Annotated in this window: 12 protein-coding genes; 7 read left to right on the top strand and 5 right to left on the bottom strand. The window is 68.1% G+C overall.

What is annotated here, in order from left to right; genetic code table 11:
- The first annotated feature begins 17 nt into the window (after positions 1-17).
- The 7 genes from thrC (at position 18) to AC3WP6_RS03120 (ending at position 7,454) form a co-directional block, all read left to right on the top strand.
- On the top strand, positions 18-1,337 hold the full coding sequence (gene thrC, locus AC3WP6_RS03150; RefSeq protein WP_492628628.1) for a threonine synthase: 1,320 nt from the start codon (positions 18-20) through the stop codon (positions 1,335-1,337).
- 120 nt (positions 1,338-1,457) lie between these two features.
- Complete coding sequence (locus tag AC3WP6_RS03145; protein WP_492626342.1) at positions 1,458-2,078, top strand: XrtA/PEP-CTERM system exopolysaccharide export protein; 621 nt, start codon at positions 1,458-1,460, stop codon at positions 2,076-2,078.
- 47 nt (positions 2,079-2,125) lie between these two features.
- The gene (locus AC3WP6_RS03140) at positions 2,126-3,673 is read left to right on the top strand and encodes an XrtA system polysaccharide chain length determinant (protein ID WP_492626341.1); all 1,548 of its coding nucleotides are present in this window, start codon (positions 2,126-2,128) and stop codon (positions 3,671-3,673) included.
- Positions 3,670-4,440: a P-loop NTPase family protein gene (locus tag AC3WP6_RS03135; RefSeq protein ID WP_492626340.1), complete on the top strand. Its 771-nt coding sequence runs from the start codon at positions 3,670-3,672 to the stop codon at positions 4,438-4,440. The genes AC3WP6_RS03140 and AC3WP6_RS03135 overlap by 4 nt, the downstream gene beginning before the upstream one ends.
- A 118-nt stretch (positions 4,441-4,558) precedes the next feature.
- A complete protein-coding gene (locus AC3WP6_RS03130; RefSeq protein ID WP_492626339.1) occupies positions 4,559-5,860 on the top strand; it encodes an outer membrane beta-barrel protein in 1,302 nt (433 codons plus the stop codon).
- On the top strand, positions 5,857-6,639 hold the full coding sequence (locus tag AC3WP6_RS03125; RefSeq protein WP_492626338.1) for a serine aminopeptidase domain-containing protein: 783 nt from the start codon (positions 5,857-5,859) through the stop codon (positions 6,637-6,639). The genes AC3WP6_RS03130 and AC3WP6_RS03125 overlap by 4 nt, the downstream gene beginning before the upstream one ends.
- Positions 6,636-7,454, top strand: a complete 819-nt coding sequence (locus AC3WP6_RS03120; protein WP_492626337.1) for an alpha/beta fold hydrolase — start codon at positions 6,636-6,638, stop codon at positions 7,452-7,454. Before AC3WP6_RS03125 ends, AC3WP6_RS03120 begins: the two co-directional genes overlap by 4 nt.
- Positions 7,455-7,457: 3 nt before the next feature.
- On the opposite strand, the gene AC3WP6_RS03115 is transcribed toward AC3WP6_RS03120, so the two are convergent.
- The 5 genes from AC3WP6_RS03115 to AC3WP6_RS03095 are packed head-to-tail and all read right to left on the bottom strand — an operon-like array spanning position 7,458 to position 12,348.
- A complete protein-coding gene (locus AC3WP6_RS03115; RefSeq protein ID WP_492626336.1) occupies positions 7,458-8,198 on the bottom strand; it encodes a glycosyltransferase family 2 protein in 741 nt (246 codons plus the stop codon).
- Between the two features lie 5 nt (positions 8,199-8,203).
- Positions 8,204-9,373, bottom strand: coding sequence for a hypothetical protein (locus AC3WP6_RS03110; protein ID WP_492626335.1), 1,170 nt, complete (start codon positions 9,371-9,373; stop codon positions 8,204-8,206).
- A gap of 52 nt (positions 9,374-9,425) precedes the next feature.
- On the bottom strand, positions 9,426-10,070 hold the full coding sequence (locus AC3WP6_RS03105; RefSeq protein WP_492626334.1) for a polysaccharide deacetylase family protein: 645 nt from the start codon (positions 10,068-10,070) through the stop codon (positions 9,426-9,428).
- Positions 10,067-11,236, bottom strand: a complete 1,170-nt coding sequence (locus tag AC3WP6_RS03100; RefSeq protein WP_492626333.1) for a glycosyltransferase family 4 protein — start codon at positions 11,234-11,236, stop codon at positions 10,067-10,069. The genes AC3WP6_RS03105 and AC3WP6_RS03100 overlap by 4 nt, the downstream gene beginning before the upstream one ends.
- Positions 11,233-12,348, bottom strand: coding sequence for a glycosyltransferase (locus tag AC3WP6_RS03095; protein ID WP_492626332.1), 1,116 nt, complete (start codon positions 12,346-12,348; stop codon positions 11,233-11,235). The genes AC3WP6_RS03100 and AC3WP6_RS03095 overlap by 4 nt, the downstream gene beginning before the upstream one ends.
- Between the last annotated feature and the right edge of the window lie 73 nt (positions 12,349-12,421).

Genomic DNA, 12,421 nt, shown 5'->3' with positions numbered 1-12,421 from the left:
GAGGCCAACCGCCAGCAATGGATGCCCCGATCCGCTACCTCAGCACCCGCGGCCACGCGCCGGCGGCCTCGATCAGCGCGGCGATTGCCGCCGGCCTGGCGCCGGACGGCGGGTTGTATGTGCCCGAAGCGCTGCCGCGGCTCGACCCCGCCACCTTCGATCCACACGCCAGCCTGGCCGCCACCGCCGCCACCCTGCTGGTGCCGTTCTTTGCCGGCGATCCGCTTGCCGCCGAGCTGCCCGCGATCTGCGCCGAGGCACTTACCTTCGACACCCCGCTGCGCGCACTGCCAGCGCACCCGCACAGCGCGATGCTGGAGCTGTTCCACGGCCCGACTTCGGCGTTCAAGGATGTCGGCGCACGGTTCCTTGCCGCCTGTCTCGCGCGCCTGCCGCGCGCCGATGCCCGGCCGCTGACCATCCTCGTGGCCACCTCGGGCGACACCGGCGCCGCGGTCGGCGCGGCGTTCTTCCACCGCCCCAACCTGCGCGTCGTCATTCTTTACCCGGATGGCCTGGTCTCCCCGCGTCAGGCGCACCAACTCGGTTCCTTCGGCGACAACGTGCAGGCGCTGCGCGTGGCCGGGCGCTTCGACGACTGCCAGCGCATGGTGAAAGCCGCGCTCGGCGACGCGGCGCTGCAGGCGGAGGTGCCGCTCAGCTCGGCCAACAGCATCAGCCTCGGCCGCCTGCTGCCGCAGATGAGCTATTACGCGCACGCCGCGCTGGGCTGGTGGCGAGCGCACGGCGCGCCGCTCAACTTCATCGTGCCCACCGGCAACCTCGGCAATGCGCTGGCCTGCCTGTGGGTGCGCCAGCTCGGGCTGCCGGTAGGTGAGGTGCGCTTGGCCTGCAATGCCAACGCCACCTTGCCCGAATTCTTTGCCGGTACCGACTACCGCCCGCGCGAAGCGGTGGCCACGCTGGCCAACGCGATGGATGTCGGCGCACCGAGCAATTTCGAGCGACTGCGTTGGACCTTTGCCGACACGGCCACCCTGCGCGCCGCGGTCAGCGCCAGCAGCACGGACGACGCCGCCATCCGGCAGACCCTCGCGCGCCACGCGCATGCCCACGACGAGGTGTTCTGCCCGCACACAGCCACCGCGATGCACGTGCTCGACACGCTGCGCGAAGGCGGCGACACCCGGCCGTGGGCGGTGGTCGCCACCGCCCACCCGGCCAAGTTCGACAGCATCGTCGAACCGCTGGTCGGCCACCCCGTGCCCGCGCCGGCAGCGCTGGTCGCCATGCTCGAACGCTCGGCCAGCGCAGCGCCCCTGACGGCGGATCCGATCGCACTGCAGCATTGGCTGCGCCAGCCCGGCCGAGGTTGATCGTCGACGCGGAATTCACGCGCTGCGGCTATCTCGCTTGCTGAACTGTTTCCTGCTCACCCGCTGAACTGTTTCCCGTATACTGTGAACTGCGTCACAGTTTTTAGGGGGCAGGGCATCATGAAACGATTCGTGAAACGGGTTGCCTGTGCGACGGCCCTGGTACTGGCCGGCTGTGCCTCCGTGCGGCCGTCCACCCAGGCGCCGCCGATCACCCGCACCACCGGCGTCGCCCAATACAACATCGGCGTGGACGATCAGCTGCAGGTTTCGGTGTGGAACAACCCCGAACTTGGGGTTTCGGTGCCGGTGCGCCCGGATGGCAAGATCACGGTGCCGCTGATCGGCGACGTGCAGGCCGGCGGGGAAACGCCGGAACAGGTCGCGGCCACCATCAAGGACAAACTCAAGGCCTACGTGCGCGACCCGCAAGTGGCGGTGATCCTTACCCAATTGCGCAGCCATGAATACCTTGCCCGCGTGCGCGTCACCGGCGCCGTGCGCAACCCGGTTTCGCTGCCCTATCGTCCGGGCATGACCGTGCTCGATGTGGTGCTGGCCGCCGGCGGCGTCACCGAGTTTGCCGCGCCGGATCGCACCGAGCTGTACCGCCAGACCGGGCAAGCCTCGAACCAGGCATACGCGGTTCGCCTCGGCACGATCCTCAACGACGGCAACCTCAAGACCAACTACCCGCTGCAACCCGGCGACGTGATCACCGTGCCGCAGCGCAGCTTCTGACGACGACGGCCTTGAGGGCTTTCCTCTGGGGAGGAGTGGCAAGTGCCATGAACGAACAACCCATGTCGATTCAGGCGCTCGTGCCTGTCGTGCTGGAAGAGGCCCGTCGCCGACGCGTGGCGCTGGCGGCGGTATTTGCGGCCATCGCGTTCATCGCGCTGGTGGTCGGCGTGCTGTGGCCGAAAAAGTACGAAGCCTCGACCACCATCCTGGTGCAGGAGAGCAACATCATCGCGCCGCTGATGAAAGGCGCAGCCACGCCCACCGGCACCGCCAACCGCGCCGACATTGCGCGCGCCGTGATCCTGAGCCAGCCGGTGCTGCACCAGGTGCTCGCGACCGGCGGCTGGCTTGCCGCGCACCCGAGCCCGGTCGAACTCGACCACATCACCACCGGCATCAAGGACCGCACCACCGTCAAGTTTTCGCGTGACAACTTGCTGACGATCCACTACTACGACTCCGATCCGGAGCGGGCCTATCGGGTCACCCGCCTGTTCGGCCAGCTGTTCATCAGCGACAGCCTTGCCTCCAAGCAGCGCGAAAGCCGCGACGCCTTCGACTTCATCAACGGCCAGGTGCAGGCCTACAAGCAAAAACTCACCTCGGCCGAGGACAAGCTCAAGACCTACCGCGAGGGCAACCCCGACGCCCGCACCGGCAGCGAAGCCGCCACCCAGTCGCGCATCAACGAGCTGCGCTCGCAGGTGGAAAACGCGCGCATGGACCTGATGGAGAAACGCTCGCAGGCAGCCTCGCTCATGGCCCAGCTGTCCGGCGAATCCGAAGTCTCCGCGATACAGACCACCGCCGGCCTGTACCAGGCCCAACTGGCCGAGCTGCAGGGCAAGCTGGACAAGCTTCTGCTGACCTACACCAACGACTACCCCGACGTGGTGCGCACCCGCCACCAGATGCAGGATTTGCAGCAGCAACTGGCGCAAGCCAACGCGCGCAGGGCGGTGGCGAGAAACGGCAAGCCCGCCGCGCTGGATGCCAGCGTGCAGATGAACCCGCTCTACCAGCAGATGAAAGGCGACCTCTCCGCGTTGCGCGGGCAGATTGCCGCCACCACGGCGCGCATGAACGCCAGCCAGGCCATGCTCGACAACGAGATGGCGCGCAGCCGCCGCATCGCCGGATCGGAAAACGTCACCGCCGAGCTGACGCGCGATTACGACGTCAACCGCGACGTCTACCAGGATCTGCTGAAACGCCGCGAAAACGCGCGGGTGTCGATGGACCTGGACGCGACCAAGCAGGGCCTGACCTTCACCGTGCAGAACCCGGCCACCAAGCCGCTGCTGCCAACCGGACTGCGCTTCATGCACTTTGCGCTGGGCGGCATCGGGCTGGGTCTGGCCCTGCCCTTCGGGTTGCTGTTCGGTCTGGCCCGCTTCGACCCGCGCGTGCGCTCGGCCGAGCAGCTGGAACGCCTCACCGGCCTGCCGGTGCTCGCCACCGTGCCGTACTACGCCACACCGGACGACCGCCGCCGCAACCATGCGCGCAACCTCAAACTTGCCACCATCCTCGCCGCCGTGGCGGCGGCGTATCTGATCCTGTTCGTGCTGAAGCTCAAGGGGGCAGCATGAAACCCGACAAGTCAGCCACCGCCGTGGTCCGCATGGAGTCCGATGCCGGCACCACCGACCGCCTCCCGCAGGCGGTGCCCGACCACACCATCGCGCTGATGGCCGAGCCACGCGCGCTGGTGCCGCAACAGCTCGAGGAGCGCCGCCTGATCCATCGGGACGCCTCCTCGCGCGTGCAGTCGGACACCTTTCGCGAACTGCGCACGCGCCTGCTCAGCCTGGCCAACGGCAATAACTTCATTACCCTCGTGGTCGCGGTCAGTCCGCGCAGCGGCGCCAGTTTCGTGGCCCGCAACCTGGCCGCGGCGTTTGCGCTGGACGAAACCAAGACCAGCCTGTTGCTCGACTGCAACCTGCGCTATCCCGACCAGCATCGCGCGTTGGGGGTTGCCACCGACAACGGCGGGCTGGTGGATTTTCTCGACCAGCCCTCGCAGGGCATTGCCGCGAAGATCTACGCCACCGGCGTGCCGCGCCTGCGCCTCATCCCCGCCGGCAGCGCGCGCGAAGACGGCGGCGAGTATTTCTCCTCGTTCCGCATGCAGGCGCTGCTGCAACACCTGCGCAGCCGCTACGGCGACCGCTACCTGTTCCTCGACGGTCCGGCGGTAAAGGGCTCGCCCGACGCGCGCATCCTTTCCGAGCTGGCCGACTTCGTACTGCTGGTCGCCGGCTACGGGTGCGACACGCCGGCCGCCATCAGCCAGGCAGCCGCGCATTTTGCGCCGGAGAAATTCGCCGGCGTCGTGTTCAACCAGGTGCCGTGAGCACTGCCCACCACCCGGCAACGGAAACCCACCGCTACGCTGCACGCCATCACCCAAACCGCCCGCCCGTCGCCGGCTTCCCGCGGCCCTTGGCTCATCCACAGGGAGGGATGAACCCATGTCGTCCACCACCTTGCACCGCGCCATTGCCATGGCATTGCTCGCCACCAGCGCGCCCGCCGTGGCCAGCCAGTTCGACTACGACCTGTACGCTGGCGTTGCGCACAGCGACAACGTGCGGCTGACCACCAGCCGGCCGATCAGCCAGACCATCCTGATCCCCGGCATCAATTTCACCTGGGACCAGCAGGGTGCGGCTCTGCAGGCGCACGTGATCGGCAATCTCGAATACCGCAGCTATCTCGGCAACCGCTTCAGCGACCAGCAGTCCGCACAGTTGAATGGCCAGGCCCTGTGGACGCTCTCCCCGCGCCGGCTGGATCTCAACGTGCAGGACTATGCCGGCATCCAGCCGCTTGATTCGCTCGCCAGCGATGCGCCGAACAACCGCCAGCAGACCAACGTGTTCATGGTCGGCCCGGTGCTGCATTTCCGCCTCGGTGAAACCGTGCGAGGGCAAGCGGAGCTGCGCTACATCAATAGCTACGCGGAGAAAACCCGCGACTTCAACTCCAACCGGGCGCAAGCCGCGTTGCGCCTGATCAAGGACCTCAGCCCCACGGCGCGGATGTCGCTCAACCTCGACACCGAACGCGTGCGTCTGCACACCACGACCATCTATCCGAACTACGACCGCCACGAGCTGTTCGCCCACTACGTGAGTACCCTGCCCAAGGTGGATCTCGACCTGGAACTGGGAGCCACGCGCATCGACTACGACCGCGCCGGTGCGCGTGCACATACGAGCCCGCTGGTGCGCGCCAGCGCCACCTGGCGCATCTCGGCCCGCAACAACCTGACGCTCGACGGCCGCCGCCAGTACTCGGACGCCGCGCACGACCTCATGCTGCGCCCCGGCACCAACCCGCTGCGCAACGACTACGGCGTCGGCATCGGCGACACCATGGTCAACCCGCAGGTGTTCCTCGAGCACAAGACGGAGCTGGTCTATGGCTTTCGTGGCGAGCGGGTGTCCTTCACGCTGGCGCCGTACTACCGCAAGCTCGATTATCTCGGGGGCTCGGTGTACGACCAGCGCGGCACCGGCGCCACCACCGCCCTCGACTACCGCATGCGCCCGACGCTAACCGTCTCGCTCTTCGCCAGCCGCGAAAACCTGCGGTACACCACCATGCACCGGGTGGACAAGACCCTGCTGGCCGGCATCGGCATCGTCGGACAGCGCAACAGCCACTGGAGCTGGCGCGCGGCGCTCACCCGCCAGCAGCGGCATAGCACAGCCGCCGGCCAGAGCTATCACGAGACCCGCATCTACTTCGGGCTGGTCTACAAGCGATGAGCACCCGCAACGGTGCCGACGAGCCCATCCAGTTTGGTCCACAGTCCCTGTTCGGCATGTATTGCCCGGCGGCCGGTTCGACGCCGCGGGGCGGCGTTCTGCTGTGTGCGCCGATCGGCCAGGAGCAGATCCGCGGCCATCGGCTGTACCGCCAGCTGGCGCACGCCATGGCCGCAGCCGGTTTTGCGGTGCTGCGTTTCGACTGCTATGGGACGGGCGATTCGCCCGGCGAAAGCCTCAAGGTGAGCTGGCCGCAATGCCTTGCCGACACCGCCACCGCCGCCGCGGAACTGCGCCGGCGCAGCGGCTGCGACCAGCTTGCCGCCTACGGCACACGTATCGGCGGCAGCTTGGCCCTGGCTGCGGCGCCCGCGGCCGGGCTTGCGCGGCTCATCCTCTGGGATCCCATCCTGGATGGCGCCGCCTACGTCGTGCAGCTCGATGCATGGCAGGAGTGGCTGCGCAAGGATCCAGGCCGTTATCCCCGACCGCGTCCGGCGGCCGACGCCGCAGGCCAATGGTTGGGTTTTGCCGTCAGCCCCGCCCTGCGCCACCAGCTGCTGCAATGGCGCCCCGAGCCGCCAGCCGTACCGACGGTGCTGCTGCAATCCGCCGAGGTCGCCACCCAGCCGGTACCTTCGAGCTTCCTTGCTGCCGGGGTGCAACGCCGCACGCTGGCCACACCCTCGCCATGGCTCGACCCCGGGCGCCTGGAAACCACCGTGTTCGCCCCCGACATGGTGCGCGCTGCCTGCGACTGCCTGCTGGGCACGGCATGACGGCCGAACAGGCTTTTCGCTTCGGGCGCGCCGATCACCTGATCGGCATCGCCGGACTGCCGGCAACCCCCGCTCCGGTCGGCGCGATCGTGCTGAACGCCGGCATGGTGCACCGGGTCGGGCCGTTCCGCCTGCACGTCGACCTGACCCGCCGCCTGAATGCGGCCGGCTATCCCACGCTGCGCATGGATCTTTCGACGCTGGGCGACAGCGGCGCCAGCGGGCAGAACCAGTCGCACGCGACGGAAGTGCTGGCCGACGTCGCCGATGCGATGAACCTGCTCGGCACGCACGCCGGATGCGAACGTTTCGTGCTGATCGGCCTGTGCGCCGGCGCCGCCAATTCGCACACCGTGGCCTGCGTCAACCCGCGCGTGGCTGGCGTCGTTTTCATCGACGGCTACGTCTATCGCACCTTCGGCTTCAACCTGCGGCACTACCTGCCGCGGCTGCTGAGCCCGGTGCGCGTCCTGCGCCGGGTCGCACGCATGGCCAGGCAGCGGCGGAAGCCGGAGGGGCGGGCGGTATTCGAGGTGACCGTGCCGCCGCGCGACCAGGTGCGCCGCAACTACGCGGACATGCTCGCACGCGGCCTGAAGCTCTGTTTCATCTACAGCGGCGGCATCAGCGAGCACTTCAATCACGCCCGCCAGTTTGGCGAAATCTACGGCCCGCTGGCGCGCGACCCGGGCGCCAGCGTGCATTACCTCGCGCACACCGACCACACCTACGCGCTGACCGCCGACCGCAAGCTGCTGATCGACACCATCACCGACTGGTTTGCCGACCGATTCCCGCTCGCGAACCGGCGTTGACTGTCAGCCGTAGCGCTTGCGGACGGCGCCGAGCAGATAACTGGCAAAGCAGCGCGAGGATGCGGGCCACGACAGGCCGAGATGGCGGCGATAAATGCGCCAGGTCCAGCGCGCCGAACGCGGGAGGCTGGACGACAGCGACGCGCCGCCGTCGCTGTACACCGCGAGCGGCTCCTGGATGGCCACCGCCGAGCCGCTGCGCTGCAGTACCTCCAGCCACATGAGATAGTCTTCGTGGCCGATCGACTCCTGGCGAAACGTGCCCAACACTTCGCGATCGTAGGCCCCGGTCAGGTTGCCGATGCAGTTGCCGCGCAGCAGGTGGGCAAAATCGAATTGCGCCGGTGGCGTGACCAGCCGGCGCCCGCTGGCGCCCTCACGGAAATACGCCGAGCACACCACGCTGGCGCCCGCGGCGAACGCCTCGCGCTGGCGGGCAAGTTTTGTCGTCAGCCAGTAGTCGTCCGCATCCAGAAAGGCGAGATAGCGCCCGCGCGCGGCGTCGATGCCGGCGTTGCGCGCCCTCGCCACGCCACCGTTGCGCTCCAGCACCAGCAGGCGGATGCGGTCATCGCGCTGCACGAACTGGTCGACCCGTTCGCGCGTGGCATCGCGCGAGCCGTCGTCGATCACGATCAGCTCGAACCCCGGGTCGGTCTGCGCCAGCACGCTGTCGATCGCGCGGCCAATGGTGGCGGCACCGTTGTAGGCCGGCATGATGATGCTGAATATCGGCTGGTCCACGGCGCTCAACCCGGCGCCGCCGCGGACGGCCGCGGCAGTTCAAAGTCGCGGTAAACGTTCGGGTTGCCGGCCTTGCCGGCCTCCGCCGCCTTGATGATGTTGTACATCTCGCGCGTGGTGACGTAATGCAGCACGTGGCGGGTGCCGTCGTTGTAGGCGCTTTCGAGATACGCGTGCATGCGTTCCGCCGGCTCGCCCAACAGCGTGTCCATGTCGCGCTCCTGGGTGCCGTGGGTGTGGATCTTGATGAAGATCCACTCCGGCCGCCCCTCGACGTGGATGCCGGTGCGCACCCAGTGGTCCACGCGATCCGACGTGGGCGGGCAGGCTCGGCGCACGTCGGCATTCTCGATGCGCGGAATGATGCCGAAGCGACGGCGCTTCCAATTGAGGCCGAGCGGCCCTTGCACGATCATCAGATCGCCCGATGGCTGTCCGCCCACCCGCACCGGCACGCCCTTGTCGTGCGATTTCGGCCGCAGCGGGTCGTCGGTGGCGTAGTAGATGCTGTTGACCGTGCTGGTCTGGGTGTCGCTGGGTGCCGACGGCAGAGTGAAATCGGCATAGCAGCCAAGTTCGCGCAGCAGGATCAGCTCGTTGTTGAGACCGCACCAGCGGCCATCGGCGCGCGAGTTGTCGAGGCTCCAGTTGCCATGCACGAAGGCAAACCGCAATTGCCCGGTCTTCGGATCGCGCGGCAAGGCGCCGTGGCGCTCGTGCAGCAACTGGTTGAAGCGCGCGATCACTGTGCGGAAGTTCGCCTCGGTGTCATGGTCGTGGTGCAGGTGGATCTCGATCTCGCCGAAGCCCTCCTTGCACAGGGCCGCCAGCTTGGTCAGGTGCTCCTCCGCGTATTCCTCCTCCGGATAGAAGAAGCAATGCTGCGGGTGGCGGCCGTCTGCATCGACATGGCGCGACGCCAGCGCGCGGTAGTCGCGGCACCAGCGATCCACCCGCGCGCGCTGGGTCGCCAGGTCCACCCGGCCCCAGTTCGGCTCGAAGTGATCGACGAAGCAGAACATCACGTGCACCGGGCCGACCGGCGGCGCCGGCACCCGGCGGCGCAAATAGCTGCCCAGCCAGATCTGCATGTTGCGCGCGTGGATCGCATAGCGCAGTGCGACGACCGCGCCTGCCACCAGTAAGGCCGCCATCGCGAGGATTCCCATCAACATCCGTCAGCTCCCTGGTCGAAGAAAATGGACGCAGCCGTGGCCGCCACCCGCATCATTGGCTGCGCTCCGGTGACAACGACAAGAACCGGAAACCGGTAGCGCACCAGACCGGCAGCAACTGGGCAAGGGCATCGCACGCCAACGCGTTGTCGTCGTGCATCAGCACGATGTCGCCCGCCATCGGCGGCACGCGTTGCAGGCGTCCCACCAGCTCGGCCACCGGTGGCTTGCGGTAATCGAGGCTGTCGTAGGACCAGTACGCGACGCTGCGCCGGCGGCGCGCGAGCGCAAACAACAGCGGCAACGGCAGCACGCCCTGCGGTGTGCGCACCCGATGCCGGGCACGTCCGTCAAACCGGGCCAGCAACGCGTCGGTGCGGTCCAGCTCGGCCAGCTGTTCGGCGAGACCAAGATGGTCGTAATGGTCGTGGTTCCACGAGTGGTTGCCGAGCAGATGACCGTCGGCCACGATGCGCTCGACGAGGCGCGGATAGCGCTCGGCATGTTTGCCGATTACGAAAAAGCTCGCGCGAGCGCCGTTTGCCTGCAACAGATCGAGCAGGCGCGGAGTGTGCTCCGGGTGCGGGCCGTCGTCGAACGTGAGGTAGCGCGCACCGTCGCCCACCGCGCCACGAGTTTGCGCGATGCCGGTGGGCAACAGGCCGAGCAGCTGCCGCTTGGAGGGTTTGAGTCTCACGTGGCGTTTACCGTCCGTACCGGTGCAGCGGCAACCGCCGCGCACAAGCTGCGTTCAAGCCGGTCGACATTGTCTTCCCAGCGGAATTCAGCTGCGTGACATGCGATGCGTGCGGCATCCCACGGCCGCCCGAGCACGTCCTGCAGTGCCGCGCACAACGCCTGCGGGTCATGCGCCGGCACCAGATTCCCGGCATAGTCGGGCACCACTTCGGGGATGCCGCCAACCCGCGTCGCCACCACCGGCGTGCCGCTGGCCATGGCTTCCAGCACCACGTTGGGTACGCCTTCATTGTGGCTCGGCAGGCAGAGCACGTTGGCGGCGCGAAACCAGTCCGCGAGGGCAGCGTGATCCACCGCCCCGACCAGCCGCACATGACTGCCAATGGCACCCGCGCTGGCGCGTTGCTTGATGTCGTCGCGCGCCGCGCCGGCGCCCACGTAGACCAGCATGGCCTGGGGCTGGGTCTCGCGCAGCCACAAGAAGGCCTCGATCAAGTCGAGACACCCCTTCGCCGGCTTGAGGTTGCCCACGTACAGCACCAATGGAACCGCTGCCGGCACACCCAGCCGCTCACGCGCTTCGACGCGTGACCCCGGCGCAAACAGCTTTCCATCCACGCCGTTGTAAATCACTTCGGTGCGTGCCGGGTCGGCGCCGATCGCGACCGCTTTCTCCGCCAGCGCACGGCTGACGGCAACGACGCCACCGGCACGCCGCAGGGCGCGGGCAATCTGCCAACGCCGCAGCGCATGGGTGGCGATCACGTTGAGGTCGCTGCCATGCACCTTGACCACGTACGGCACCCCCAGGCGCCGCGCCACCCAGCCGGCCGCCACGGCGTCCGGGTACCCCCAGCTCGCCAGCACGCAATCGAAGCCCGCGTGCCGCAAAACCCGGCCACGCTGGGCCCAAAGCGAGAGCCCCCAGCAAACCGCGTGCAAGACGCGGCCAACGCCCGGCGGGTAAAAGTAGGTGAACCAGCCGGCCACCACGCCCGGCACCTCCACCGCACTGCGCTGGCCGTGCCGTTCGCGGAAATCCACCGCCGTCAGCACCTGCACCTCATGCCGACGGCCCAGTCGCTCGAACTGCTGGCGATTGAACGCCCCACGCCGCGGATCCCACGGGGTGGGAAACAGGTTGGTGAGGACAAGGATCTTCATGGCTGCTGCGCCGGATCGCGGTACAGCGTCAGATAGCGCTGCGCCATGGTCTCCAGCGACCCCTCCGCCAATGCCCAGCGCCGCGCCGCCGCGCCGTACTCGCGCGCCGCCCCCCCATTGGCCAGCGCCGCCGCCATGGCATCGGCCAGCGCGGTCGGAGCACCTGGCGGCACCAGCCAACCGGTGCGGCCGGCCTGCACGATCTCGCCATTGCCGCCGACCTCGGTGGCGACGATGGGCAAGGCCGTGGCGCTCGCCTCCAGCAGCGCCATGGAATACGCCTCGCTGCGCGAGCACAGCACAAACAGGTCGAAGCCCTGCAGCAAGTCGCGTACGTCATTGCGGTCGCCGAGAAAGTGCACCGCCGCCGCCACACCGGCTGCGCGCGCGCCTTGCTCCAGTTCGGCACGCAAGGGACCATCCCCGACCAGCACCAGCACCGCATCCGGCACGCCCGCGTGCAGCTGCGCAAAGGCACGGATGAGATTGGCCTGATCCTTGATCCGCGTGAGCCGCCCCACGGTGCCGACGATGCGGCTGGCCTGCGCCACCCCCAGCGCCACGCACAACTGGCGATGCCTCGCCGCGTTGGCCGGAGCGAACGACGCCACCGGAATCCCGTTGCGCACCACCCGCGACTTGGCCGCTGGCACGATGCCCAGTGCGACCGCATCGGCCCGCGCCGCCTCGCACACGGCCACCACCGCGTCGGTGCGCGCCAGGGCGCGGCGATACAGCCATTCGAGCCGCGGTGCGCGGCGATTGCTGCTCATGCTGTGGCGGGTGTTGATGACACGGCGGATACCGAGCCCGGTGCATGCCAGCACCGCCTGGTAATGCGCCATGGCGTTGTGGGTATGCAGCACTTCGGTGCCGTGCCGGCGCACGGCGCGCCGCGCGCGCCAAAGCGCGCGCACATCCAGCCCGCGGCGTTTGCCGCATGCGTACACCGGCACCCCCATGGCCGCCACTTCCGGCGCCAAAGTGCCCGCTTCATACAGGCAGACGATCTGGCAATGCTGGCCCTGCGCATGCTGCACGCGCACCAGTTCGATGACCATGCGTTCCAGGCCGCCGCGATTCAGGTTTTCAACCACATGCGTGATGTTCAACGTCATCGCCCACAAGAATGTTCATTGGCAATCCGCCGGCGGTGCAGGGTGCGAACCGTACACGCCGCAGCAT

The sequence above is a fragment of the Rhodanobacter sp. FW106-HT46G03 genome (assembly GCF_058789895.1).
Note: the sequence above shows the minus strand (reverse complement) of the source record. Positions and strands in the feature narration are given on the sequence as shown.

Excerpts from the sequence above, each read along its gene's own strand:
- AC3WP6_RS03100 (WP_492626333.1), bottom strand. The coding sequence starts at position 11,236 with ATGAAGATCCTTGTCCTCACCAACCTGTTTCCCACCCCGTGGGATCCG.
- AC3WP6_RS03140 (WP_492626341.1), top strand. The coding sequence starts at position 2,126 with ATGAACGAACAACCCATGTCGATTCAGGCGCTCGTGCCTGTCGTGCTG.
- AC3WP6_RS03110 (WP_492626335.1), bottom strand. The coding sequence starts at position 9,373 with ATGTTGATGGGAATCCTCGCGATGGCGGCCTTACTGGTGGCAGGCGCG.
- AC3WP6_RS03145 (WP_492626342.1), top strand. The coding sequence starts at position 1,458 with ATGAAACGATTCGTGAAACGGGTTGCCTGTGCGACGGCCCTGGTACTG.
- AC3WP6_RS03130 (WP_492626339.1), top strand. The coding sequence starts at position 4,559 with ATGTCGTCCACCACCTTGCACCGCGCCATTGCCATGGCATTGCTCGCC.
- AC3WP6_RS03125 (WP_492626338.1), top strand. The coding sequence starts at position 5,857 with ATGAGCACCCGCAACGGTGCCGACGAGCCCATCCAGTTTGGTCCACAG.
- AC3WP6_RS03135 (WP_492626340.1), top strand. The coding sequence starts at position 3,670 with ATGAAACCCGACAAGTCAGCCACCGCCGTGGTCCGCATGGAGTCCGAT.
- thrC (WP_492628628.1), top strand. The coding sequence starts at position 18 with ATGGATGCCCCGATCCGCTACCTCAGCACCCGCGGCCACGCGCCGGCG.
- AC3WP6_RS03120 (WP_492626337.1), top strand. The coding sequence starts at position 6,636 with ATGACGGCCGAACAGGCTTTTCGCTTCGGGCGCGCCGATCACCTGATC.